The organism is Paenibacillus sp. FSL R7-0272 (genome assembly GCF_037969905.1).
GTDB classification, from domain to species: Bacteria; Bacillota; Bacilli; order Paenibacillales; family Paenibacillaceae; genus Paenibacillus; species Paenibacillus polysaccharolyticus.
The window spans coordinates 323,165-346,660 of sequence record NZ_CP150221.1; the positions used below are offsets into that span (position 1 = coordinate 323,165).

The 23,496-nt window shown below is 46.8% G+C and carries 20 protein-coding genes, 17 tRNA genes and 1 rRNA gene; 30 read left to right on the forward strand and 8 right to left on the reverse strand.

Annotation, left to right across the window (positions count from 1 at the left end):
- The first annotated feature begins 139 nt into the window (after nucleotides 1-139).
- From rrf to MKY23_RS01535, 25 genes are all read left to right on the forward strand, one after another.
- Nucleotides 140-256, forward strand: a 5S ribosomal RNA gene (rrf, locus tag MKY23_RS01415).
- Nucleotides 257-291: 35 nt separating this feature from the next.
- Nucleotides 292-365 (forward strand) — tRNA-Ile (locus MKY23_RS01420).
- A gap of 25 nt (nucleotides 366-390) precedes the next feature.
- A tRNA-Ala gene (locus tag MKY23_RS01425) sits at nucleotides 391-466 on the forward strand.
- Nucleotides 467-469: 3 nt separating this feature from the next.
- A tRNA-Asn gene (locus MKY23_RS01430) sits at nucleotides 470-545 on the forward strand.
- Nucleotides 546-549: 4 nt separating this feature from the next.
- A tRNA-Glu gene (locus MKY23_RS01435) sits at nucleotides 550-621 on the forward strand.
- Nucleotides 622-628: 7 nt separating this feature from the next.
- A tRNA-Val gene (locus MKY23_RS01440) sits at nucleotides 629-704 on the forward strand.
- Between the two features lie 15 nt (nucleotides 705-719).
- Nucleotides 720-793 (forward strand) — tRNA-Met (locus MKY23_RS01445).
- A 28-nt stretch (nucleotides 794-821) separates the two neighbouring features.
- Nucleotides 822-899 (forward strand) — tRNA-Asp (locus MKY23_RS01450).
- Between the two features lie 9 nt (nucleotides 900-908).
- Nucleotides 909-984, forward strand: a tRNA-Phe gene (locus tag MKY23_RS01455).
- Nucleotides 985-1,004: 20 nt separating this feature from the next.
- A tRNA-Thr gene (locus MKY23_RS01460) sits at nucleotides 1,005-1,080 on the forward strand.
- A gap of 6 nt (nucleotides 1,081-1,086) precedes the next feature.
- Nucleotides 1,087-1,172: transfer RNA gene (locus tag MKY23_RS01465), tRNA-Tyr, on the forward strand.
- Nucleotides 1,173-1,182: 10 nt separating this feature from the next.
- A tRNA-Lys gene (locus MKY23_RS01470) sits at nucleotides 1,183-1,255 on the forward strand.
- Between the two features lie 12 nt (nucleotides 1,256-1,267).
- A tRNA-Leu gene (locus MKY23_RS01475) sits at nucleotides 1,268-1,348 on the forward strand.
- Between the two features lie 11 nt (nucleotides 1,349-1,359).
- Nucleotides 1,360-1,434 (forward strand) — tRNA-Gly (locus MKY23_RS01480).
- A gap of 6 nt (nucleotides 1,435-1,440) precedes the next feature.
- A tRNA-Arg gene (locus tag MKY23_RS01485) sits at nucleotides 1,441-1,517 on the forward strand.
- Between the two features lie 21 nt (nucleotides 1,518-1,538).
- Nucleotides 1,539-1,617 (forward strand) — tRNA-Leu (locus MKY23_RS01490).
- A gap of 7 nt (nucleotides 1,618-1,624) precedes the next feature.
- Nucleotides 1,625-1,698 (forward strand) — tRNA-Pro (locus MKY23_RS01495).
- Nucleotides 1,699-1,711: 13 nt separating this feature from the next.
- Nucleotides 1,712-1,782 (forward strand) — tRNA-Gly (locus MKY23_RS01500).
- Between the two features lie 404 nt (nucleotides 1,783-2,186).
- Entirely contained in the window at nucleotides 2,187-4,052 is a 1,866-nt protein-coding gene (iolD, locus tag MKY23_RS01505) for a 3D-(3,5/4)-trihydroxycyclohexane-1,2-dione acylhydrolase (decyclizing) (protein ID WP_339834780.1), read from the forward strand.
- Between the two features lie 101 nt (nucleotides 4,053-4,153).
- A complete protein-coding gene (gene iolE, locus MKY23_RS01510; protein WP_339834783.1) occupies nucleotides 4,154-5,047 on the forward strand; it encodes a myo-inosose-2 dehydratase in 894 nt (297 codons plus the stop codon).
- Nucleotides 5,048-5,198: 151 nt separating this feature from the next.
- Nucleotides 5,199-6,209 (forward strand): 5-dehydro-2-deoxygluconokinase, encoded by a 1,011-nt coding sequence (gene iolC, locus MKY23_RS01515; protein ID WP_154985913.1) that lies wholly within the window; start codon nucleotides 5,199-5,201, stop codon nucleotides 6,207-6,209.
- A gap of 133 nt (nucleotides 6,210-6,342) precedes the next feature.
- The gene (locus MKY23_RS01520) at nucleotides 6,343-7,818 is read left to right on the forward strand and encodes a CoA-acylating methylmalonate-semialdehyde dehydrogenase (RefSeq protein ID WP_339834787.1); all 1,476 of its coding nucleotides are present in this window, start codon (nucleotides 6,343-6,345) and stop codon (nucleotides 7,816-7,818) included.
- Nucleotides 7,819-7,912: 94 nt separating this feature from the next.
- The gene (gene iolG, locus MKY23_RS01525; protein WP_221788344.1) at nucleotides 7,913-8,962 is read left to right on the forward strand and encodes an inositol 2-dehydrogenase; all 1,050 of its coding nucleotides are present in this window, start codon (nucleotides 7,913-7,915) and stop codon (nucleotides 8,960-8,962) included.
- Between the two features lie 123 nt (nucleotides 8,963-9,085).
- Nucleotides 9,086-9,892 (forward strand): 5-deoxy-glucuronate isomerase, encoded by an 807-nt coding sequence (gene iolB / locus MKY23_RS01530; protein ID WP_221788345.1) that lies wholly within the window; start codon nucleotides 9,086-9,088, stop codon nucleotides 9,890-9,892.
- A 115-nt stretch (nucleotides 9,893-10,007) separates the two neighbouring features.
- A complete protein-coding gene (locus MKY23_RS01535) occupies nucleotides 10,008-11,027 on the forward strand; it encodes a LacI family DNA-binding transcriptional regulator (RefSeq protein ID WP_090924982.1) in 1,020 nt (339 codons plus the stop codon).
- Nucleotides 11,028-11,268: 241 nt separating this feature from the next.
- On the opposite strand, the gene MKY23_RS01540 is transcribed toward MKY23_RS01535, so the two are convergent.
- From MKY23_RS01540 to MKY23_RS01555, 4 genes are all read right to left on the reverse strand, one after another.
- Nucleotides 11,269-13,248: a methyl-accepting chemotaxis protein gene (locus tag MKY23_RS01540; protein WP_221788346.1), complete on the reverse strand. Its 1,980-nt coding sequence runs from the start codon at nucleotides 13,246-13,248 to the stop codon at nucleotides 11,269-11,271.
- A 177-nt stretch (nucleotides 13,249-13,425) separates the two neighbouring features.
- Nucleotides 13,426-13,785, reverse strand: coding sequence for a hypothetical protein (locus tag MKY23_RS01545; protein ID WP_090924980.1), 360 nt, complete (start codon nucleotides 13,783-13,785; stop codon nucleotides 13,426-13,428).
- Between the two features lie 205 nt (nucleotides 13,786-13,990).
- Nucleotides 13,991-14,791 (reverse strand): DUF4261 domain-containing protein, encoded by an 801-nt coding sequence (locus MKY23_RS01550; RefSeq protein WP_339834794.1) that lies wholly within the window; start codon nucleotides 14,789-14,791, stop codon nucleotides 13,991-13,993.
- Between the two features lie 109 nt (nucleotides 14,792-14,900).
- Nucleotides 14,901-15,299: a DUF1304 domain-containing protein gene (locus tag MKY23_RS01555; RefSeq protein ID WP_090924989.1), complete on the reverse strand. Its 399-nt coding sequence runs from the start codon at nucleotides 15,297-15,299 to the stop codon at nucleotides 14,901-14,903.
- 254 nt (nucleotides 15,300-15,553) lie between these two features.
- Here MKY23_RS01555 and MKY23_RS01560 point away from each other — a divergent pair, with 254 nt between their 5' ends.
- Nucleotides 15,554-16,087 (forward strand): MOSC domain-containing protein, encoded by a 534-nt coding sequence (locus MKY23_RS01560; protein WP_339834798.1) that lies wholly within the window; start codon nucleotides 15,554-15,556, stop codon nucleotides 16,085-16,087.
- Between the two features lie 60 nt (nucleotides 16,088-16,147).
- Here MKY23_RS01560 and MKY23_RS01565 read toward each other — a convergent pair whose 3' ends face one another.
- Entirely contained in the window at nucleotides 16,148-16,966 is an 819-nt protein-coding gene (locus MKY23_RS01565; protein ID WP_339839140.1) for a helix-turn-helix transcriptional regulator, read from the reverse strand.
- 187 nt (nucleotides 16,967-17,153) lie between these two features.
- Here MKY23_RS01565 and MKY23_RS01570 point away from each other — a divergent pair, with 187 nt between their 5' ends.
- Entirely contained in the window at nucleotides 17,154-17,606 is a 453-nt protein-coding gene (locus tag MKY23_RS01570; RefSeq protein ID WP_339834801.1) for an SRPBCC family protein, read from the forward strand.
- Between the two features lie 181 nt (nucleotides 17,607-17,787).
- On the forward strand, nucleotides 17,788-19,311 hold the full coding sequence (locus tag MKY23_RS01575; RefSeq protein ID WP_339834803.1) for a PAS domain-containing protein: 1,524 nt from the start codon (nucleotides 17,788-17,790) through the stop codon (nucleotides 19,309-19,311).
- A gap of 58 nt (nucleotides 19,312-19,369) precedes the next feature.
- Here the strand turns inward: MKY23_RS01575 and MKY23_RS01580 are convergent, their stop codons facing one another.
- The gene (locus tag MKY23_RS01580; protein ID WP_339834806.1) at nucleotides 19,370-19,588 is read right to left on the reverse strand and encodes a hypothetical protein; all 219 of its coding nucleotides are present in this window, start codon (nucleotides 19,586-19,588) and stop codon (nucleotides 19,370-19,372) included.
- Between the two features lie 27 nt (nucleotides 19,589-19,615).
- The gene (gene pyk, locus MKY23_RS01585) at nucleotides 19,616-21,031 is read right to left on the reverse strand and encodes a pyruvate kinase (RefSeq protein ID WP_090924974.1); all 1,416 of its coding nucleotides are present in this window, start codon (nucleotides 21,029-21,031) and stop codon (nucleotides 19,616-19,618) included.
- A gap of 113 nt (nucleotides 21,032-21,144) precedes the next feature.
- On the opposite strand from pyk, the gene MKY23_RS01590 reads away from it, so the two are divergent.
- On the forward strand, nucleotides 21,145-21,924 hold the full coding sequence (locus tag MKY23_RS01590) for an AraC family transcriptional regulator (RefSeq protein ID WP_154892212.1): 780 nt from the start codon (nucleotides 21,145-21,147) through the stop codon (nucleotides 21,922-21,924).
- Between the two features lie 172 nt (nucleotides 21,925-22,096).
- Here MKY23_RS01590 and MKY23_RS01595 read toward each other — a convergent pair whose 3' ends face one another.
- Entirely contained in the window at nucleotides 22,097-22,768 is a 672-nt protein-coding gene (locus tag MKY23_RS01595; protein WP_090924972.1) for a phosphatase PAP2 family protein, read from the reverse strand.
- A gap of 432 nt (nucleotides 22,769-23,200) precedes the next feature.
- On the opposite strand from MKY23_RS01595, the gene MKY23_RS01600 reads away from it, so the two are divergent.
- A complete protein-coding gene (locus MKY23_RS01600; RefSeq protein WP_145336681.1) occupies nucleotides 23,201-23,437 on the forward strand; it encodes a hypothetical protein in 237 nt (78 codons plus the stop codon).
- Nucleotides 23,438-23,496 lie beyond the last annotated feature (59 nt).

The window sequence follows — 23,496 nt, forward strand, 5'->3', positions numbered from 1 at the left end:
TTAAATCGCGTGCGTTTCGTTTCGAATCTAGTTTTCAGAGAACAACACTCTGAATGAAGTGAAAATCGGTACATCACGGAATGTGTGTATGATTTTCAGTTCTGAATGAATGGAAGAAGCTATGCTTCGACCAATCGCGTTTGGTGGCGATGGCGGAGGGGTTCCACACGTACCCATCCCGAACACGACCGTTAAGCCCTCTAGCGCCGATGGTACTTGGACCGCAGGGTCCTGGGAGAGTAGGACGCCGCCAAGCGGAACCCCAATGGGGTATTTTTTTTCGAAAGATAGGGGCCTTTAGCTCAGTTGGTTAGAGCGCACCTCTGATAAGGGTGAGGCCGGTGGTTCGAGTCCACCAAGGCCCATAGTAACTTCATAAGAGATATGTATGGGGCCATAGCTCAGCTGGGAGAGCGCCTGCCTTGCAAGCAGGAGGTCAGCGGTTCGATCCCGCTTGGCTCCACCATTTTCCCTGATAGCTCAGTTGGTAGAGCACTCGACTGTTAATCGAGTTGTCACAGGTTCGAGTCCTGTTCGGGGAGCCATTAAGGCCCGTTGGTCAAGGGGTTAAGACACCTCCCTTTCACGGAGGTAACAGGGGTTCGAATCCCCTACGGGTCATATTTACGGAGGCTTAGCTCAGCTGGGAGAGCATCTGCCTTACAAGCAGAGGGTCGGGGGTTCGATCCCCTCAGCCTCCACCATATAATTTTTGATGACGCGGGGTGGAGCAGCCCGGTAGCTCGTCGGGCTCATAACCCGAAGGCCGCAGGTTCAAATCCTGCCCCCGCAATTGTAGCTTTCCTAACCGAAAGTGATCTGGAACCGTGGTGTAGTTGGCCTAACATGCCTGCCTGTCACGCAGGAGATCGCGGGTTCGAATCCCGTCGGTTCCGCCATCTTTATATGGCTCGGTAGCTCAGTCGGTAGAGCAGAGGACTGAAAATCCTCGTGTCGGCGGTTCGATTCCGTCCCGAGCCACCATGAACATAACAATTTGATACGCCGGTGTAGCTCAACTGGTAGAGCAACTGACTTGTAATCAGTAGGTTGGGGGTTCAAGTCCTCTCGCCGGCACCACTTTATGGAGGATTAGCGAAGTGGCCAAACGCATCAGACTGTAAATCTGCTCCCGTACGGGTTCGGTGGTTCGAATCCATCATCCTCCACCAGTTCTATTATGAGTCATTAGCTCAGTTGGTAGAGCACCTGACTTTTAATCAGGGTGTCGAAGGTTCGAATCCTTCATGACTCACTTTTATTATATGCGCGTGTGGCGGAATTGGCAGACGCACTAGACTTAGGATCTAGCGTCTTTGACGTGGGGGTTCAAGTCCCTCCACGCGCATCCCTTATTTTGCGGAAGTGGCTCAGCGGTAGAGCATCGCCTTGCCAAGGCGAGGGTCGCGGGTTCGATTCCCGTCTTCCGCTCCAATATTTGCGCCCTTAGCTCAGCTGGATAGAGCGTTTGACTACGAATCAAAAGGCCGGGAGTTCGAATCTCTCAGGGCGCGCCATTATAACTAAATTTAAACTATGCCGGCGTGGCGGAATGGCAGACGCGCTCGACTCAAAATCGAGTGGGAAACCGTGGAGGTTCGAGTCCTCTCGCCGGTATATTTAACGGGATGTAGCTCAGCTTGGTAGAGCACCTGGTTTGGGACCAGGGGGTCGCATGTTCAAATCGTGTCATCCCGATTTTTTTGTTTATGCGGGTGTAGTTCAATGGTAGAACTTTAGCCTTCCAAGCTAATAGCGTGGGTTCGATTCCCATCACCCGCTTCATATATTGAAGAAGAAAGAGACACAATCTGTGTTCTCTTTCTTTTTTTGCATGAACAAGAGGTTTTTCCCCTTTTCCTATATTACGTGCCCAAGCCTTCGTCGTATTTCTGCAGCTATTTTCTCAATTAACATTCAATGCACATTCAATGAACTCTCTTGTTACACTCCAAGCTATTATTTGTTGATCATTTATACCTTACATTCCTCCAGCATCGTACGATCTCACCCCTTATTTTACGCAAATCTAACCTAATTTTAATAAAACGCTTACAAAAATAGCTTGCGAAAATGCTCAGCCTGTAATACCATATGAATTAAGCGCTTAACCTTTAGGGGTAAGGCGCTTAAACTTAACTTAGATTAAGCGCTTAACCCGTAAAGGAAAGGATGGCGATCAATTCATGACAACGATTCGACTAACGATGGCTCAGGCCTTGCTTCGATACCTGGATCAGCAGTATATCTCGGTAGATGGGGTAGAAACCAAGTTTGTAAAAGGAATTATCGGAATATTTGGACACGGGAATGTAACAGGAATCGGGGAAGCATTAGAACGCAGCTCTGGAAACCTGACGTATATGCAAGGTAAAAACGAACAAGGTATGGTGCACACAGCTGCAGCTTATGCCAAACAGAAGAACCGCAAACAGATCTACGCATGCACTACGTCTATTGGCCCTGGTGCATTGAATATGATTACTGCCGCAGCAACAGCAACGGTGAATCGCATTCCGGTATTGCTTCTCCCAGGAGATAACTTTGCTACGCGAGAGCCAGATCCAGTATTACAACAACTCGAAGTAAGCAGTGACTATACCATATCGGCTACAGATCCGTTCAAAGCGGTCAGCAAATACTGGGATCGCATCGTGCGCCCGGAACAGTTGATGGTTGCAGTTACCAATGCTATGCGTGTATTGACCGACCCAGCTGAGACAGGAGCTGTTACGCTGGCATTACCTCAGGATGTGCAGGCAGAAGCGTATGACTACCCGGAATCTTTCTTTGCCCGTAAAGTGCATTATCTGGATCGCAGGCCACCTGTTCAGGCAGCCATTGAACGGGCAACGAAACAGATCACCCATAGCAAAAAGCCCCTGCTCGTTGCAGGCGGTGGGGTGCTCTACTCCGAAGCATCTGCACAACTGATCGAGTTCGCGGAAGCCTTCGGTATTCCAATTGCTGAAACACAAGCAGGCAAAAGCGCAGTATCTTGGGAACACCCGCTTAATGTGGGGGCCATCGGGGTTACCGGTTCTCTGGCAGCCAATCGCTTGGCTAAAGAAGCGGATGTCGTGATCGGCGTGGGTACGAGGTTCTCCGATTTTACCACGGCCTCACATGCTGCTTTTCAAAATCCAGAAGTATCCTTTATCAACATTAACTTGAATAGTATGGATGCTGCCAAGTTAGGCGGGGAAGCCATTCTGGCTGATGCCCGTGAAGGTTTGCAGGCGTTGCAACAAGAATTGAAGGCACAACAGTACAGCAGTGCATATGGTTCATCTGAAGTGGCTGAACTTCGTGATCAATGGAATACAGAGGTGGATCGACTCTACGCTGCCGAGCATGAAGCTGGTTTAGCGCAGACGAAAGCCATTGGTATCGTGAATCGCACAATTGATCCATCCTCGGTAATTGTCTGTGCGGCAGGTAGTCTCCCAGGGGACTTGCACCGTTTGTGGCGTACTGCTGAGCCGAAGACATACCACATGGAGTATGGATTCTCTTGTATGGGATACGAGGTTAGTGGTGCATTCGGCGCGGCTCTCGCGGAGCCGGATCGTGAAGTATATGCCATGGTGGGTGACGGTAGTTACCTGATGTTGCATTCGGAACTGGTTACAAGCTTGCAGGAACAGAAGAAAATGACGGTTCTTTTATTCAATAATAATGGCTTCCAGTGCATTCATAATCTGCAACGTGAACATGGCAGTGACGGATTCGGAAACGAATTCCGTTATCGCGAAACAGAGAGCGGCCGTTTGACGGGTGAGTATATGCCTATGGATTTTGCGGCTCACGCTCGTAGTATGGGAGCGAAAGCATATCGTGCGGAAACCGCAGAGCAACTGGAACAGGCGCTTCGGGATGCCAAGAACGAGACGGTAACAACGTTGATTGAAATTCCGGTTGTACCGGGAACCAACACAGGCGGATATGAGTCATGGTGGAATGTCGGGGTGCCTGAAGTATCTGTTGAGGAAAAAGTCGTTCGTGCCCACGAAACGATGAAATCGAATCGCGGTAAAGCAAAACGGGTGTAATTCACGCTACTAATCTCATCTACTCATTTATTTTATAAATAAATCTCTTCTCATAAAGATAAAGTCTGACAAAGCTGAACAACAAAAGGAGCCGTGGAATCATGAGCAAGCTGCCATTCCAGCTTGGGATTCATCCGATCAATTGGGTCGGCGAAGATGTAAAGGAACATGGTGATGATACAACTTGTGCGCAGATTCTGGACGATATTCAGCGTCTGGGATTGAAGGGTACTGAGATGGGACGCAAGTATCCGACCGATCCCGCTACACTGCGTGAAGAACTGAGCAAGCGTAATATCAACCTGATCTCCCAGTGGAAATCCGTACTGTTCTCGGATCCGGCATATCGCCAAGCGGAGCTGGACGATTATCGCAGACATGCTGAATTTCTGCAGTCCATGGGCAGCAAGGTCATTAGTACAGCCGAGGTTGGCGGGTCACTTCATTTTGATCCAAGACGGACACCGAATGAAAAAGAAGTGCTTAGACTCAGTGATGCCGAATGGCATGTTCTTGCTGAAGGTTTGAACCAAGCTGGTGCCATTGCTCAGGAGTATGGGCTGAAACTCACCTATCACCATCACGGAGGCACGGTAATTGAGCAACCTGAGGAAATTGATCGTTTGATGGAGCTCACAGACCCATCACTGGTTTACTTACTCTTTGATACAGGCCATGCCTATTATGGCGGCGCTAATCCACTTGAGGTGCTGCGTAAACATTACGACCGGATTGCCTACATCCATCTGAAGGATATTCGCCCGGATGTGCTGGATCAGGCACGAGCGGAGCAATCTGACTTTGTTGGCTGTATTCGCAGGGGGGTATTCACGGTACCAGGAGATGGTTGCATTGATTTTGCACCGATCCTGCAGGAACTGATCACTCGCGGGTATAACGGCTGGGCGATGCTCGAAGGAGAACAAGATCCTGCCATTCATAATCCGTATGAGTATGCAAAACGCTCTCTGAGTTACATGGAGTCTCTGTACTAGGGCAGTAAAGACAACGCAACGAAAGACTGCTGGCCAGCCTAGCCTCTATATGTGTAGCAAATTAAAAAGAACCAATATGAATTCATATCAATGGAGTAGAAATCATCTCCTAACCAATCGAGATTCCACCATAGAAAGGGGCTCAAACGCAATGACTTACGTATCCTTTCCAGCATCCAGGAAGAAGGATTTCACTGCCATTGGCCGCTTGTGCATCGATTTGAATGCCAATGAGATCAACCGTCCGATGGAAGAGACGATGACGTTCACCAAATACGTCGGCGGTTCTCCGGCCAATATTACGATCGGCATGTCCAGACTTGGCATGGAGACGGCTTTCATCGGCAAAATTGCAGGTGACCAGATGGGCAGATTCATCCAAAGTTATCTGGAGAAGAACGGGATCGACACCTCCAATGTAGTGACTGATAACACGGGGGCAGTAACCGGACTTGCTTTTACCGAGATCAAAAGCCCGACAGACTGCAGTATTTTGATGTATCGAGACAACGTAGCGGATCTTTTATTGCAGGCTAGCGAGGTACAGGAACAGCTGATTGCGGATTCCAAAGTGTTGTTGATCTCCGGTACAGCTCTCGCACAGAGCCCATCACGGGAAGCAGTTATTCAAGCTCTGACTTATGCAAAAAAACATGGCACTGTCATCGTATTTGATTTGGACTACCGTCCATATACTTGGACATCGGATGAAGAGACAGCAGTCTATTATAACCTCGCTGCCGAGAAATGCGATATCATTCTGGGAACACGAGAAGAGTTCGACATGATGGAGACATTTGAGAATAACCCGGATCATAATGATCAGGTGACGGCACAGAAATGGTTTGATTTTTCAGCGAAAATCGTTGTGATCAAGCACGGAAAAGAAGGCTCCATCGCGTATACACGTGAAGGGCTCTCACACCGGGCTAACAGTTACCCTGCTCGTGTCGTAAAAACATTCGGTGCAGGCGACTCCTACGCTGCGGGATTCCTCTACGGCTTAATGCAAGGCTGGACGATTGAGCGCAGTATGGGCTACGGAAGTGCTGCAGCAAGTATCGTTATCTCCAGTCACAGCTGCTCGGATGCAATGCCGACTGTAGAACAAGTGAATGAGTATATCGAACGCTGCAACCGGGGCGAGATTATTCCGTCTTGATGCAGCCGTAAATAGATGGCTTTGTTCTAGATGATCTATATTGGATCAATGGGAATTCGTGATACAAAAATACGCACTGGATAGGAAAGAAACGCATAGAAGTAACGCACATAAACGAGGGGAGACAACACACATGGGAAAAGGGACTTCAGAAACGTCTGCAACAGTGACGAACGTACAAAACTGGATCGGGGGTACTTGGGTAAACCCGACGACAACACGAACCGAAGCGGTTGTTAACCCGGCTACAGAAGAGATTATTGCATACGTGCCGCTGTCTGAACAAGCGGATGTGGATCAGGCCGTACAGGCTGCAAGGACAGCATTCAAATCGTGGAGCACCACACCGGTTCCTCGCCGTGCCCGCATTTTGTTCCGTTATCAGCAACTGCTGGTAGAGCACTGGGAAGAGCTGGCCAAACTGGTGACACTGGAGAACGGTAAAAGTTATGCCGAAGCTTATGGCGAAGTATTGCGCGGCATTGAGTGCGTTGAGTTCGCGGCAGGTGCCCCGAACCTCATGATGGGCAAACAGTTGCCTGACATCGCTACAGGACTGGAATCAGGCATGTACCGTTACCCAATCGGGGTCATCGGAGGAATCACTCCGTTCAACTTCCCGATGATGGTACCTTGCTGGATGTTCCCGCTGGCGATTGCTTGCGGTAACACATTTGTTCTGAAGCCGTCAGAGCGTACTCCGCTCCTGGCCGGACGTTTGGCAGAACTTTTCAAAGAAGCGGGACTTCCAGATGGAGTACTCAACATCGTTCACGGTGCACATGACGTTGTAAACGGATTGCTTGAGCATAAAGAAGTTGCGGCTATTTCCTTTGTCGGTTCACAACCTGTTGCTGAATACATCTACAAAACAGCTTCTGCACACGGCAAACGTGTTCAGGCACTTGCTGGTGCGAAGAACCACTCCATCGTTATGCCGGACGCTGACCTTGATCTGACCGTAAAAGAGATCACAAGTGCAGCGTTTGGTTCAGCTGGCGAACGTTGTATGGCTTGCTCCGTTGTGGTTGCTGTTGGCGATGTGGCGGATGCTTTGGTACAAAAGCTGGTGGAAGCTGCTGACCGCATCAACATTGGTAACGGCATGGACGAAGGCGTATTCCTGGGTCCAGTGATCCGCGGACTTCACAAAGAGCGTACACTGGGTTACATTGAGTCAGGTGAACAGGAAGGCGCAACCTTGATTCGGGATGGACGTAAGGATCAAGCGACAGACGGTTCCGGTTATTTTGTAGGGCCAACTGTATTTGATCATGTAGATAGCACCATGAAAATCTGGAAAGATGAAATCTTTGCTCCAGTACTTTCGGTGGCAAGAGTAGAAACACTGGAGGAAGCGGTAGAACTGGCAAACCGTTCAGACTTTGCTAACGGGGCATGCCTATTTACTCGCAGCGGTGCGAATATGCGCCAGTTCCGTGAAACGATTGAAGCGGGTATGCTGGGCGTGAATCTGGGTGTACCAGCACCGATGGCCTTCTTCCCATTCTCCGGTTGGAAGAAATCCTTCTACGGTGATCTGCATGCTAACGGCACGGATGGTGTGGAGTTCTACACTCGCAAGAAAATGGTAACTACACGCTGGTAATCGATCAACGCACAGCGTACAGCATGCAATATAGGGGCTGAGCAAGGGCTCAGTTCCCAGACACCATAGGGATGCATATAGGGAGGATAACGGAATGGGCAAGGACAAAGTAAGAATTGGCATTATCGGTGCTGGACGTATCGGCAAAATCCATGCAGACAACCTGCTGCGTAACCCGAATGCCGAGATTGTAGCGATCAGTGATTTGTTCGCAGGACCTGAACTGGAGGCGTGGGCCTCTGAACGCGGCATCTCTGTTGTCACCAAAGACAGCAGTGAGCTCATTGCAATGTCAAACATTGATGCAGTATTAATCTGTTCCTCAACAGATACACATGTACCGTTGATCGAGCAAGCAGCACAAGCGGGTAAACATATCTTCTGTGAAAAGCCGGTAAGTATGGACTTGTCCCAGACCGAAGCGGCTGTAGCGGCTGTAGCAAAGGCTGGCGTGAAACTTCAGATCGGATTTAACCGCCGCTTTGACCACAACTTCAGAAGAGTACGCTCTCATGTGTTGGAAGGCACGATTGGTGATCCACATATTCTTAAGATTACTTCCCGTGACCCGAGCCCACCACCTGCGGAATATATCCGGGTATCCGGCGGAATTTTCATGGATATGATGATTCATGATTTCGATATGGCCCGTTATTTGTCCGGCAGTGAAGTAGAGGAAGTTTACGCCAAAGGCAAGGTACTCATTAACCCGGTATTCGCAGAACATGGTGATGTGGATACAGCCATCGTTACGTTAACGTTTGCTAATGGCGCAATTGGTGTGATCGACAACAGCCGTCAGGCCGTGTACGGATATGATCAACGTGTGGAAGTATTCGGTTCGCTGGGCAGCGCTTCGGCGGATAATGATCATCCGAATACAGCGGAGATCAGCACAGCAGCTGGACTGATGCGCGACAAACCACTGCACTTCTTCCTTGAACGTTACAATGAAGCATATGTGCAGGAGACTGCTCTTTTCATCGATGCCATTATTCATGATAAACCCGTCATTGTAGACGGTAACGATGCAGTACAGGCAGAGCGGATCGCTTTGGCAGCCAAGATGTCCATGGAGCAGGGAAGACCTGTGAAGATGACAGAAGTTCCAGGTGCATCGCGTGAGACGCAACCGGCAAATTAAGTAGAATTTAGTAGAAGTTGCAAAGCAATTTTCTCTTCAAAATGAATGAATGTTACCTATGTCAAACACACAAGGATCAGATCAAGTGATAGCAGACGAGTATGGAAGGAGTGGATCAATAACATGTCAGAACTTATTGTAAAACCTGCCGCAAACCCGGAGGCAGACGGGACAATATTATCGGTGACACCGGAATCTGCTGGCTGGGAATACGTCGGATTTCAGGTTGCGAAACTAGCAGCAGGGGAGAAGCTAAGCCGTGAGAGTGGAGACCAGGAGCTATGCGTGGTGCTTCTCAGCGGGCTTGCGAATGTAAGTACTCGGGAGCATACATGGGAGAATATCGGGAAACGCATGAGCGTTTTCGAAAAAATTCCTCCGTACTCCGTCTATGTGTCCACGTCAGATCAGATTGAGGTTACGGCACTTACCGAGCTGGAGATCGCGATTTGTGTTGCTCCAGGGAAAGGTACGTATCCTTCACGCTTGATCGCTCCTGAGGATGTAGGTGTGGAAGGGCGCGGTTACGGCAATCTGGAGCGTCATATCCATAACATTTTACCGGAGCAAAAGGAAGCCGACAGCCTGCTGGTCGTTGAAGTGTTCACACCGGACGGTCACTGGTCGAGCTATCCGCCGCATAAACATGATCAGGATGCGTTGCCGGATGAATCACTGCTGGAGGAAACGTATTATTTCCGTGTGCAGCCGGAGCAGGGGTTTGCCATTCAACGCGTGTACACCGATGATCGTTCTGTGGACGAGACGCTTGCCGTGAAAAACGGCGAGGTCGTGCTTGTGCCGAATGGATACCATCCGGTAGGTGCGCCTCCGGGATATGAAGTCTATTATCTGAATGTGATGGCTGGGCCGACACGGACTTGGAAGTTCCATAACGACCCGGATCATGAGTGGCTTTTCAAAAAGTAAAAGTCATAAGTAATTCTGTCTTCGCATTGCGTAAGCAGTATTCCCCCTTCATAATAAGAAGAGAATAATCATCTATGTATAATGAATTTATATATAGCACAAATGGGGAAAAACGATGAAAGCAACCATTTACGATATAGCACGCGAGGCGGGGGTATCGATTGCCACCGTCTCGCAGGTGATTAACGGCAAAGGCAAGATCAGCGAGAAGCGCCGTGCCGAGATTATGGAGATCATGGAGCGGCTTCACTATCAACCGAGCGCAATTGCTGCCGCACTGACCGGTAAACAAACGTATACGCTAGGCCTGCTTGTGCCGGATATTTCGAATCCGTATTTTGCCGAACTTGCCCGGGCAGTAGAGGATCGTAGCCGCCAGTTGGGATATAGCGTGGTGATCTGTAGTACGGATAACAAGGACGAGCGAGTAGAGCGATACCTGAACCTGTTGCAGCAAAAAAGAGTCGACGGCATGATGATCGGAACCGGGATCGATAATGCCGAAATTCTGTCACCGCTCTTGCAGCAGTCGATGCCTGTTGCGCTGATTGCCCGCCATATGCCCGCGTTGTCAGTGCATACGGTCACCATTGACGATAGACTTGGCGGCTTATTGGCTGCGCAACATCTGCTTGAACTTGGACATACGCGTCTGGCAGTCTTGTCTGAGCCATCCAAAGTCAGTAGCAGTCAGGAACGGATACGTGGCTTCCGTGAAGCATTAAATAAGGCAGGATACGTACTGGAGCCTGATCAGATCCGTGAATCAGCTGCAGATCTAGGCTCTGCCAAACAAGAAGCATTGCGGCTACTCGGTGAACAGAATCATCCGACAGGCTTATTCTGTTGTAATGATATTCAGGCGATTGGTGCACTTCAAGCAGCCAAGGAGTTAGGACTACGTGTACCGAGAGATGTATCCATTATCGGATTCGACAATACGATTCTCGCTTCAGTAACGAGTCCACCCCTGACCACGATTGCCCAACCAATTGAAGATTTGGGCCGCCGGGCAGTGGATTTGTTGATCGATGAGCTAAAGGATGAACAGAAGGCTCCACAAAAAATTGTACTTAAACCCGAGTTGGTGGTTCGGGATTCGGCAGGTCAAGCACCAGCAGAGCTGCGTAAATAGTCGTAGCATTTAATGTAAAACACGGGATCTAACTGCACCTGTTGATTATTTATCTGCTGCGGTACCATGCAAAGTTTCAATGGTGTCTGTGACACATAACCAAACAGTAAACAGACCTCATTATGCACCATCTGGGAGCATAATGAGGTCTGTTTTTTATATCTATAATACTGATTTTTTGATTTAATCAGCTTGGATATGCATTTCCTTTTGCAGAGGTCATCCGTATCGATATTGAAGATTACACTTTAAACTTTTTCACCTCGCCGGCCAATGCTTTGGACTGCTCAGCCAATTCATTGGAGCGCTCGGAGATGCTGGTAATATAATTGAATTGCTCTTGTGTGGAAGAAGCCACTTCTTCCGTCGAAGCAGCGCTTTGCTCCGACATCGCCGCAACGCTGGAGATCACCTCGGCAACTTTGCCAGCATTGTCGTCCAGTTCCGTCGTTGCAGAGGAGACTTGTTTCAACTGAACTTCAATGCCCTCAATCGACTGTTGAATGCGGACAAAGGATTCACGCATATTGTGCACGGCAGCAACCTGTTGTTCCACACCCTGTTCAGCAGTGCGTACTTCGTTAACACTCATGCCGCTGGCAGTCTGAATTTCATTCAGCAGTATGATAATGTCTTTGGCAGAAGCGGCAGATTGCTCGGCAAGTTTGCGTACTTCTTCTGCCACAACAGCGAAGCCCCGTCCGTGTTCACCTGCTCGTGCGGCTTCAATTGAAGCATTTAACGCCAGCAGATTGGTTTGAGAGGCGATACCTTGAATCATAGCAACGATGCCCTCAATCTTCTGAGACTTGTCGGCAAGCAGTGTAATGGATTCACCTACCCGGTCAATGGAGTGACGATTGCCGTCTGCCAGTTCAACCTGGTGATCCACGGCTTGCAGACCTGTGAGCATCGCTTCACCGGCGTCACGTATCATCTCCACCGATTGTTCTACACTGCGGTTAATACCCCCAACATTGTCACTCATAATAGCCAGACGACCTGATCCATCGTAGACGGATTCAGCTTGTGTGCTGGAGCCTTGAGCCAGCTCATCTGTGGCAATCGAGATTTGTTCAGCAATTCGTTTGGTATTTTCCGTGTGTTCCTGCATCTCTCCTGATATGCTGTGTACCCGGTCAGCCGAGGTGGTGACTTGGCGTAGCAGTGTGCCGAGTTGATCTGACATCTGGTTAAAGGCGATGCCGAGTTCGGCAAATTCATCTTTGCCCTTCGCGTTAACCCGTCCCGTGAAGTCACCGCCTGACATTTGCATGGAAGTCTGGTGCAGCTGTTTCAACGGTTTGATGAACAGTGTCGCAATCCAGTAAGCTCCTGCCAGTACAGCCAGAAGTGTAGCTCCAATAATTAGAATATAGTTATTACGCAACTGATAAAATTCAGCATAGGCAAGTTTTTTTGAAATCACGGAACCAATCACCCAGCCTGTACTAGGAATCTGGTTATAGAATAACAGGTAATCTTCGCCGTTAGATTGAAACGACTTCTCCCCTGAAGGGTTACTCTGCATATCTGCGAGCAGGGGGCTTAATTCAGGATTATCTTTAACAGATGTGTTCACGATTTTAGCGTCTGGATGAGCGAGAAGTAACCCGTTTTTGTCTATTAAAAAGGAATACCCGAGTCCGTTCAGATTAATTTTTTTGACCGTGTCCGTTAATTTAGAGAGCAATAGGTCGCCTGCAACGACACCTTGCAGACCCCCTTCCTTGTTATGTACAGGCATCGCGATGGATACGGCATACTCTTTGGTCATCATATCCTGGTAAGGGTCGGAGAACATCAGAGCATCCGCTTGTTTAGCCTGCTCATACCATGGACGTTTACGGGGATCATAGCCGGCATCTGGAGACCAGTCGGAACCGTTCATGAAAGTCCCGTCCTTTTCCGAGCCAAAATATAGATCAGACAGATTTTCTTTATTACTGCCTTTGTTCATAACATTAAAATAGTCTTCAGTAAGCGCCCCTTCAGGTACGCCATCTTCAATAACAAAGCCTAATGTTTCAATAATTTTGGCATTACTTGAAATCCAGCCGTCCAACTGGTTAGCCGAAGAGGCCATCACACCCTTAAGTGCGGAGTCAACATTACGAGTGGCTTGTTTCTCCGTCTGATACAAACCAAGTAATGCGATTGGCAATGCAGCGATCAGCACAGCTGTCAGAAACATCATCATTAATTTAGGTTTGAGCTTCATTCCAATTCCCCCCACATGCTAATCTCTTTTTTCTTGGCAAGCTTATGCAATATATCGTCATTTCGAAATCAAATTTTAGTTCTTTCTCAAAAGTTAGCGGCCTAAATGTTCCAATGCCAAAAAGAGGCTCCCCGCTGGAGAACCCCATTGTCTATATAAGAGTTATATTTCGCATGTTTATTTCAATAAAAATGCCAATGCCTCATCATATGTTTCCCATTGAAATTCCGTCTGATGTTCTGATTCTTTGGAGATTCGATTAAGTTGCATCTTGGCGATCGCTCCACCTACAGCTACACTAGCCCGCTTCATGCCCAGTTCTTTTGCTCGTTTTTGATGTGCAACCATCTTATCTTTGGTATCTTGTGGAAAGGCTTTCAAATTTCTCATGTCGACGAGCACATCAAATGCGTTACCCAGCTCGGGAGCAATTCTCTCGATCTCCGTATTAACGTGTTCAACCTGCTCTGGTGAAACAATCCCTTCCCAGACAATCTCAATAATGGGTTTAGGTGAATCCAAACGTCTAACAGACATACAGGCAACTCCTCATTCATCAATTTATGTGTGTAAGCCTAATGGCCTATTAATCATACTCCTTTACACGTTAAATAAAAATGTATACACATATCATCATAGTACGAATGGACTATTTTTTTGTTGAATCATAAAAAGCCGCCCGGAATAAATCCCCAGACGGCTTTTATGAATATCAGTATTGCTAGGGAAGTACCAGGAACGGTTATAAGCCAATCTTCAGGCTTTCCCCTTCCGTAGCAATTCCCTTGGAAAGAGTAATGCTTAATTTCTGCTCTGGAGTGAATCCAAGAGTTTCACCATCATGCAGGGTAACATCATTTTCAACAACATAGGTAGTTGTCATAAACATCATCTCAAAGACATCACTTAATGGCTTGGGCGATCCAGTAATCTCCATCTCAACTTTCCCGAAGTTACGCAGGCCGTACGTATAAGCTGAAGCACCTTCGGTGTTTTGATACAGACCAATGAACACCCACAGAGGTACCGGTAATTCATCCTCTTTGAGCCCACGGCTTACCTCCACATACTTACCTGCTTCAACGACAAGTGGAGACATGTAGATTGCGAGAGCATGATCCAATTGCAGTAATGCGGATGCGGTTTGAGTAAAAAGGATGTGTCCTTGAATAGCATCTGTTGCATTCAGAACAGATACAATGATCTGAGACTGGTGCCTTGCAGTTACCTGTTCAGCTTCTGGCCAAAGAATGTTTAACTTCGCATTCTCCTCGACCTCGCGATCGGGTACAGGTGCGGCAATGTGAGCGCACACGACCTGCATTCCATCAACTTCAAAGAAGAGGTTGCCTTCCTCGGCTTGTTCATTAATCTCAATATTCCATTCCATCTTCATCCGGTCGACAAAAAGATTAAAATCACAGTCTTCCCGTTCTAATAGCACAAATCCGACAATGGTTTGACTATAATCCGTCTGTGGAGCAACAACGCTGGATTGTACCTTTTCCTTTTTGCGCCGACGCAGCTTGTCAAACAGTCCCATGACATGTTCCCCTTTCTACTCCCAGAACCATTCTGGTGATTGGCAAGATATACTTCCTACCTTACCATATCCGAGGGTCCAGTCGCAGATTATGCTCGTTTGAAACAAGCTACAGGAACAATACAAGCAAAAGTGCAATGATTGCCGGCAAGCCCTGTTTGATAATAATGGATCGTGAAGAAGTTGCACCACCGTAGAGAGCCGCAATGATTACACATGCTAAGAAGAAAATCTGAATATGAAGCCCTACACTGGAATCCGGATACAACAGGCCCCAGATCAGACCGGCTGCAAGAAAACCGTTGTACAGACCCTGATTAGCGGCAAGAGCTTTGGTGGAGTTAGCAAACTCCGGTGTAGTGCCAAACGTTTTCATCGTGCGTGGACGTGTCCACATGAACATCTCCATAATCATGATATAGAAGTGTTCAACAGCTACAAGAGCGACAAAAATAGTACCTATCAAAAGAAACACCCTGCTTTCTACTATGTAATGAACTCCTAACATACTTAATATATAGATTAGCATATAAACGTGGAATTTCAAATTAATTTTTTGCAATTTAATTGCGTATACTGTAATTGAATTTTATTCGTGATTTTCTTCTAACTTCGAAAAGTGGGTAAGATAATAAGACATACCTTTTACCTATCAGCATCTACCGATTATCAAAGATTCATACACAGAGTAATAACACTTAGAGTAACAGGGGAAAGTGAATGATTCAGAAAGTGAATGATCCAGAAAGGGAGGGAAGTTTAATGGGAACAGCTCAATTTGTTCTGCTTGCAGATGATCCGTCTACATTTGTAACAAGGGTAGTGCCCTTTATAGATATTGAACTTGCTGGAATACCCGGTGATCGGCATTACGGTCTGTTAAGACCAGCAGATTCCCGTCAGAAAATCTACAAACGGGGTACGCCGATTGCCAATCGCCGGCAGATCAGCATCGTTTCTGAGGAAGAGTGCGCTTTGATCGCCCAGAAGATGAACATTCCGGAAGTGCGTCCCGAGTGGCTTGGTGCCAATATACTGGTTCGAGGTATAGAGCAATTGACTGAACTGCCCGTGGGAACCAGACTTCTGTTTCCTGATGGAACAGGCTTGATCTGTAAAGGAGAGAACCTGCCTTGTGTGCATCCTGGAAAAGTCATTGAACAGTTCTACGGACAGGAGGGTTTGCGCAAAAAGTTTGTGCCGGCCGCCCGCAAGAAACGCGGTATCGTCTGTTCCGTTGAACGTGAGGGTACCATTCATACAGGTGACACGATTGAAGTGATCCGTTTGCCTTAGGTATCTATCCTGGTGGCTGTATTTCATAGATTCTCATCCTGCATGGTTTCCGCTTCTGCTTCATGGAACAGATGCAGACAACAGCATATACTCTTCGGGTGTGCTGCCAATGATGGATTTGAAGTCTTTAATAAAATGAGATTGATCATGGTATCCCAGGTCTTGAGATAACTTGCCCAGGTCGCAGGCTAAGCCGCGTTCGATGCATTCAGAGGCATTTTGCAGACGATATAATTGGATGACTGTTTTGGGGCTGATACCGACATATTGATTAAACAGACGCTGGAGTTTGCGTGTATGCAGATTCCAGTGGGATGACAGCTGATCTACTCTCAGCATATCCCGATCTTGCTCAATATGCTGCACAATAGCACAGGTTAAACTTGCGTCAATGTCCTTCGCGGGAAGGCGTGCAGAAAGCATTTGATCCATATAGCGGGCTTTTTCCTCCATAGCGTCTTCACCAAGCAAAATATCTTCTAATGCTCCGGCACGGATGCCGAGCAGACCCGATACCTCAAGTGGTTTCCCGTAGAGAGTAGAAACGGGTGCCTGAAGGAAGGGATAGAATCCTCCCGGTCTGAACTTTACGCCAAAAACACAACCTTTGCCGTGAATAGCGTACGTAAACTTTTGATCAGAAGGCCCGAAAAAAAATGTTTTGTTTCGTTCAACAACCAGATTGACGCAGGGGTTAGGCACGACATGCTGGGGATACGGGTCACTGCCCGCAAGATCCCAGTACACCATCCAGTAATGTTTGACAAATGGATTCAGTACCTCGGCTGGAGGCAACCGCAGTAACTGATATTGTTGCCTGCCTACTTCCAGATGAAGCAAACCCATGGGGGGCGGATCGAGCTTGTCTGTCTTGTTCATCACCTGTGTACTCCCCTTCCTTTCTGGAAAAGATGGTGAAGCGATCTGGCTGAATGAATCTTCTTTAGTATAACGGATTTTTCGTCGTTGTCGCGTTTTTACAATACGAGCAATAGGGTTTAAAGGTAGGATAGAAATACGGGAAAAACAACCGTAGTTTGAGTGTATGAAAGGGAGTGCGTAGCTGATGGAATTAAAATATGAATTTTATATCAATGCAGGACGTGAAGAAGTATGGAATGCCCTGATTTCCTCGGAGGGTACGCGCAGTAGCTTCTTTGGCAGTGAGCTTCGCTCGAATTTTCAACCTGGACAGCCCTTTGCTTATGTCGGGCCCGGTAATGATGGTGAGGAAACCGTCCATGTATATGGTGAAATTCTGGAGTTTGAGCCGCTCTCCACACTTGGCTACCTAGAACATCCAGGGCCCTCGTATCATTCCAATCATGCCGAGCTTCAGTCGAGAGTCATCTTTCAGTTGGAGAACGTAGGGGAGTGTACCAAGCTGACGCTGATCAATGATGAGTTTACAGAAAATCATCCTTCCTTTGCCAATGCGCAGAATAGCTGGTGGATGATTCTAAGCAACATCAAGACATGGGTAGAGACGGGCAAGACGCTTAATTTCGGATGGTCGTAGAGAATTATTTTTACGTAAATCGGAGTTATACAAAAAACAGAATATCATCTAACAACGTGGATCTTCTCCAACTGAGGGGGATTTGCGTTTTTTTTTTACATTGGAGACTTTAGACCTACACTTATTGTCAATATATGTCGAAGAATATATAAAGACACCTTACATAAGAGGGGATACCGCGATGTTTTTGAAACGTAGTGAAGTAAGCAAATCAAATCGTATAGATTCACGTGAACAATTGCTGAGTTACAGCCGTCGTTTACTTGAGAACGCTCAGAAGGGCCAGTTTTGGAGCGGGACAGATGCTGATGCACAAGGCAATGATGAAATTTTGGGAAATATTCAAAAAGCAGTACAACTGATGCAATCACAGCATGAGGTTGCGCAAATGCGTCTTACCATGTTGAATCAGGCACTCCAAGCGGCGATATGGGAGTCGAAGATCGTTGCAGGTAATCCGCTGGATCACAATAACATCGTTTCATTCTCGGAAGAGTTCCGGAAGATGCTGGGCTATAGTAATTCGAAGGACTTCCCCAATGAATTCGCCAGTTGGGCTAAATCTGTGCACCCAGAGGACAGACCACAGCTTGTGGAGGATATTACGAGACATGTGAATGATCCGAATGACCAAGCGGGATATAATGTTACAAGCCGTATGGTTTTGAAAAACGGAGATGTTCGTTGGTTCAGATGTCTTGGACGACTTCTGAGAGATGCTACAGGTGCTCCGGTTAAGTTAATTGGAGTCATGTTCGACGTTCATGAGGAGAAGATCAAGTCAGATGAACTCGAGGCGCTTGTTACCCGTTATGATCTCGTCAACCGTGCACTTGTAGAAGCGCCGTGGGATATGACGGTCGTTGCCGGGGATGTAGTCAATCCAAACAATGAATTCTGGTGGTCGCCACAATTCCGAAGAGAACTCGGTTTCAAGAATGAAGAAGATTTTCCGAATGTGTTCAGCAGCTGGAGCTCTCGTCTTCACCCTGAAGACCATGACCGTGTCATCAATGATTTTGCCAAACATATGAATGACTACAGTGGCAGAACGCCGTATGATCTCGATTACCGTTTGCAACGGAAAGACGGGGAGTATCGCTGGTATCATGCGGGTGGTGAAACCATTCGTGACGAGAACGGGGTACCGCTTCGTGTTGCTGGTACGATTCGGGATGTTACTCACCAGAAGAACAAAGAAGTCATTGTTGAAGCGATGAATTTGAAAACAAAACAATTGTCCGACTCCATCGAAGAGATGGTGAACGGCATTAACTCCATTACGGATCAGGCACAGGAGCTGGTTAATGCTCAGGAGTTATCCGCTGATGCGGCAACGCAAGTTCGAAATAGTGTGGACGATACGAAGAGTATTACAGCGTTTATTCGAGAGATTGCCAGCCAGACGAATCTGCTCGGTTTGAATGCAGCCATCGAAGCCGCACGTGCAGGCGAACTCGGTTTGGGCTTCGGCGTTGTAGCTGGGGAAGTGCGGAAGTTGGCTGATCACAGTTCGGAGGCAACGGTCAACATTGAAGATAGCATGCAGAAAATGAAAACGTTAATTGATCATATTTTGCAGCATATCGGTAACATGTCCACATTGACTCAGAATCAGGCAGCCCTGACGCAGCAGGTCAATGCCTCAATGGATGAGATCAACAACATGTCACAGGATCTGGTTAACTATTCGCGCAACTTGTAGAACGATGTTAATTGAAGTAAGGTGTTTACACGGAACACTCCGATGACAGAATAACCTTTCAATCGCTGTTATCCCCAGATTTTTTTGTTCCCTTTCCTAAAGGGTAAAATCCGGTGATAAAGGCGAGCGCTTCGCTTTTCCAGGTTTTTTCTGCCCTCTCCGTTTCTGTGTAAAAAAATAGATCGATTTTTTCTCGTTCAGCTTTTAATTTAGTAAGTAAAAGAGGAAAACCAAAAAATCCACCGGATTTCACATCCCGGTGGATTTTTGATTTCATACTTTTTCGCTATGCCGCGATTCGTAATTATACTTGCAGTACTTTAATCAGGTTGGTGTTACCGGATTGGCCGATTGGCACACCAGCTGACAATACGATAATGTCACCTTTTTCAATGTAACCTGTTTTGATCGCATTGCGTGTTGCAGATTCGAACATTTCATCCGTTGTTGTCACTTTATCACCCATTACCGGAATAACGCCGGAGAGAAGGCAGATTTTGGATAGCACTTCCTCATGTTGAGTGACTGCGATGATCGGTGCTTTTGGACGATATTTGGAGATCATGCGAGCTGTGAAACCACTCTCTGTCGAAGTAATAATCGCTTTAGCATTCAGAACGAGGGAAGAACTCACTGCTCCCTGACTGATAACTTCGGTAATGTCAGCCACTTGCTGCGCAGACTTTTGGTTGAATTGTTCTTTGTAATCGATCATTGTTTCTGCGCGACGTGCAACAGCAGCCATTGTACGAACAGATTGGATCGGATATTTACCAGCAGCGGATTCGCCAGACAACATTACAACGTCTGCGCCTTGCAGTACCGCATTTGCCACGTCACTTACCTCAGAACGTGTTGGACGAGGATTTACTTGCATGGATTCCAACATGTGTGTAGCGACGATAACCGGTTTGCCGGCTTTGTTACATTTGTCGATCATTTCTTTTTGCATCATCGGTACGTCTTCAATAGGAACTTCAACCCCGAGGTCACCACGAGCTACCATAATGCCGTCGGATGCTTCGATGATATCATCCAGGTTGGTCATGCCTTCTTGGTTCTCGATTTTGGAGATGATCTGTACATGGTCTTGACCGCGTTCTTTGAGAATGCTACGGATTTCACGAATGTCATCGCCTTTACGAACAAAGGATGCTGCGATAATCTCGATGTTGTTCTCGATTCCGAATCCGATGTGCATTACGTCACGCTCGGTTACGCCTGGCAAAGTCGTTTTGATTCCCGGCAGGTTCACACCTTTACGTGGTTTCAGGATACCGCCGCTGATGATTTTGCAGTGAATCTCTGAACCTTCGACAGACAATACAGTCAGATCAACCAAGCCGTCGTCAATCAGAATGCGATCTCCTGGTTTAACAACCAGATTCAATTCAGGATAGTTTACAGAGATCCGCTCTACATCGCCAAGAATATCCTCAGTAGTCAGCGTAAGTTCTTTACCTGCCTGCAAGTGAACCGAAGCCTCTTTTAATTTACCGATCCGTACTTCCGGTCCTTTGATATCCATCATAATGGGGATATATTTGTTCAGTTCAGCAGCAGCTGTACGGATATTGTTAATCCGTCCCACGTGATCTTCCAGCTCTCCATGAGCCATATTTAGACGGGCAACTGTCATACCTTCCTGAATCATTACTTTCAACGTTTCGATTGAGTCACAAGCAGGTCCCATAGTACAGATAATTTTGGTTTTCAACATGCTAATATCCTCCTCATATTTAGTGCTTATGTGTACATTGTAGCGTTTTCTGTCGAATCACGATATGAACTATAGTACAATGATTAGAGTATAGTCCGATAATGAGGTGTTATATGGTTACTCCACTTGAAGTACATCATGTGAATGGCGTAGGGTGGTACGAAGAAGCCGTGCAACCACAAGGGATTTGGCGTCTTAGCTTGGTTACATATGGAAAATGTGTATATTGGGTGAACGGAGATAAACAGATCATGGAAAAGGGTGAATTGTTACTTATTCCTGGTGGTACACCCTATTATGGAAAGAGTATTCCAACGGTTACGCACACCCAGTTTGTTATTTTGTTGAGGCAAAATGAGACTGCAGAACTGCCTGCACTCGAACAGTGTGAACCTTTGAGGCATAAACCAGGCTGTTACGAATTGATTCATCAGCGAATGAAGGGCATTCAGCAACAATGGGAAGAGCGTCCTTCTTATTATGTCATGATGAGCCAGGCCTTATTGATGGAAGTCCTAATTTATATTAACCGGGAACTCGATCGCGGTATCATTCCGCCAGAGAGGCATCGGTACGTGGAACGGATGAAACGGTATATTGAGCAGCATTATCGGGAGAAGGTAACGAAGGAAGAGCTTGGTGACGAGATCGGAAAGTCTCCCAATTATGCTGCCTCCCTGTTCAAAACTGTAACGAATCAGACGATTAGCGAGTACGTTCATGACCAACGGATGAAAAGGGCTCTGTACCTGCTCACCGAGTCGCAGCTCTCTATTCAGGAAATTGCCGAATTTCTCGGCTACCGGGATCTGTCTTATTTTTACCGCATATTCAAACGGCTTATGGGCAGCCCACCCTCCGATCTCTTGCATGAGCGTCCCCCGATAGTCTAACGAATGGTAGCCCGTACTGGTCTAGTGGAATTTATAATCAATAACTTTAGTCTGAAGAATGCAATAAAAAAAGAGGGCATCTGAGCCCTCTTTTTTATTGTTTTGTTGTTGTTATTGTTGAAATGTAACATGTCGCAACCTGTTTATCTATAATGTTTGTCCTGGAACTACGTTATGCATTTCGGCTTGGCTGCGTGGATCGGAGTGGTTGCTTGCTGTTTTTTGCGGTCTGTCCCAGACGTTTGGCAAAGACATGAACTGTCCAATAAGCGGCTTCAGCAAAAGCAATGCCACCAACGACGTCCAGCATGGAATGCTGTTTAACGAAGACAGTTGAAGCAATGATGAGCCATAGCCAGACGGAGCCGAAGATTCGCACGGCAGGTTTAACGTTCAGATGTCGGTTGAGAATGATGAACAACATGTAGCTTGTTAAACAATGGACGCTTGGAAAACAGTTCACAGGCGCATCATTGGAATAGATGAATTGCACGAGTACACTGCTTAGATCTGTTCCAGTCACTTCCGGACGTGGTACATACGAGGGGAATACCACAAAACAAACATTCGCTGCCATCACCCCGACGTTATAAATGAGCAGTGTCCGCCAGAATAACGACTTATTCGTTAAACCAAGATAGAGAAAGCTTAGATATAGAATAGGCATCCAGCTGACATATGGAATAATAAATTCTTTGATAAAAGGAATTTGTGTATCAATCCAGGCATAATTGTAAAATACATCACTTCCCGCTTGACTACCTAGGAACATATAAATGGAGCCTTGAAGTGGTATACATAGAATGGCCAGCAGATGTCCCCATCGTTGAAAAAATGCTTTCATAAAATCCTCCCTGATTCGATATGCATTATCAATTTCATCGTTATCTAAGTTTCATAGTCATTTGACGCTAAATAGATGAAGCGCCCCTGCAGTTTCAATCTTAAGTCTTACTATAATGGACAGGCAGAGGGATAAGCCATACCTGATTTTAGGATAAAATACAATTAGATGTATCTCTTTTTTGTTACTTTTTATGTTTTTATCCATCCCATACGAAGCATTCAAGCTGTTCATGCAAGGTATTATATTACGCTCTCTCTGGAATGGGTACACTTGCTCTGAAAAGGATTGTAGAACGTTTAATTTTCCTTCGTTCTAACTCTGTCCTTTCCTATTTTTCGTATTTTCCACAATCGTGGTATACTTTAGACGGTAGAAAGTCAGGCAAGAAAAGATTGACCACGTTGTAATTGAAGAACGGCAGGTGAAAGAATGGAAAAGACGGCGCAAGACGTAGCTGAATGGATGGTTGCTGAGATTAAGTTTACAGGCACGCTTCGTCAGGAAGTAGCAATAGAATATGTAAGAACTCATTACGGAGAGCATTTTGTTTTTGTTAATGAGAACGGTAATGCTTCCTTGTCCAAAGAGGTGAAAAAAGCATTTCGCAAGCTTCATGGCGGGCGGGTTGCTTGGGATCGCGATGCTTTTATGTGGGCATGGACTTAGTTGTGTAGTTAAGTCGGGTGCCGACATATCGTTGCATTGACTCTGAGTAAGATGGGCAG

Bases quoted from the DNA above. Each gene is read 5' to 3' on its own strand.
- iolD (WP_339834780.1), top strand. From the start codon at position 2,187: ATGACAACGATTCGACTAACGATGGCTCAGGCCTTGCTTCGATACCTG.
- iolE (WP_339834783.1), top strand. From the start codon at position 4,154: ATGAGCAAGCTGCCATTCCAGCTTGGGATTCATCCGATCAATTGGGTC.
- iolC (WP_154985913.1), top strand. From the start codon at position 5,199: ATGACTTACGTATCCTTTCCAGCATCCAGGAAGAAGGATTTCACTGCC.
- MKY23_RS01520 (WP_339834787.1), top strand. From the start codon at position 6,343: ATGGGAAAAGGGACTTCAGAAACGTCTGCAACAGTGACGAACGTACAA.
- iolG (WP_221788344.1), top strand. From the start codon at position 7,913: ATGGGCAAGGACAAAGTAAGAATTGGCATTATCGGTGCTGGACGTATC.
- iolB (WP_221788345.1), top strand. From the start codon at position 9,086: ATGTCAGAACTTATTGTAAAACCTGCCGCAAACCCGGAGGCAGACGGG.
- MKY23_RS01535 (WP_090924982.1), top strand. From the start codon at position 10,008: ATGAAAGCAACCATTTACGATATAGCACGCGAGGCGGGGGTATCGATT.
- MKY23_RS01540 (WP_221788346.1), bottom strand. From the start codon at position 13,248: ATGAAGCTCAAACCTAAATTAATGATGATGTTTCTGACAGCTGTGCTG.
- MKY23_RS01545 (WP_090924980.1), bottom strand. From the start codon at position 13,785: ATGTCTGTTAGACGTTTGGATTCACCTAAACCCATTATTGAGATTGTC.
- MKY23_RS01550 (WP_339834794.1), bottom strand. From the start codon at position 14,791: ATGGGACTGTTTGACAAGCTGCGTCGGCGCAAAAAGGAAAAGGTACAA.
- MKY23_RS01555 (WP_090924989.1), bottom strand. From the start codon at position 15,299: ATGTTAGGAGTTCATTACATAGTAGAAAGCAGGGTGTTTCTTTTGATA.
- MKY23_RS01560 (WP_339834798.1), top strand. From the start codon at position 15,554: ATGGGAACAGCTCAATTTGTTCTGCTTGCAGATGATCCGTCTACATTT.
- MKY23_RS01565 (WP_339839140.1), bottom strand. From the start codon at position 16,966: ATGAACAAGACAGACAAGCTCGATCCGCCCCCCATGGGTTTGCTTCAT.
- MKY23_RS01570 (WP_339834801.1), top strand. From the start codon at position 17,154: ATGGAATTAAAATATGAATTTTATATCAATGCAGGACGTGAAGAAGTA.
- MKY23_RS01575 (WP_339834803.1), top strand. From the start codon at position 17,788: ATGTTTTTGAAACGTAGTGAAGTAAGCAAATCAAATCGTATAGATTCA.
- MKY23_RS01580 (WP_339834806.1), bottom strand. From the start codon at position 19,588: ATGAAATCAAAAATCCACCGGGATGTGAAATCCGGTGGATTTTTTGGT.
- pyk (WP_090924974.1), bottom strand. From the start codon at position 21,031: ATGTTGAAAACCAAAATTATCTGTACTATGGGACCTGCTTGTGACTCA.
- MKY23_RS01590 (WP_154892212.1), top strand. From the start codon at position 21,145: ATGGTTACTCCACTTGAAGTACATCATGTGAATGGCGTAGGGTGGTAC.
- MKY23_RS01595 (WP_090924972.1), bottom strand. From the start codon at position 22,768: ATGAAAGCATTTTTTCAACGATGGGGACATCTGCTGGCCATTCTATGT.
- MKY23_RS01600 (WP_145336681.1), top strand. From the start codon at position 23,201: ATGGAAAAGACGGCGCAAGACGTAGCTGAATGGATGGTTGCTGAGATT.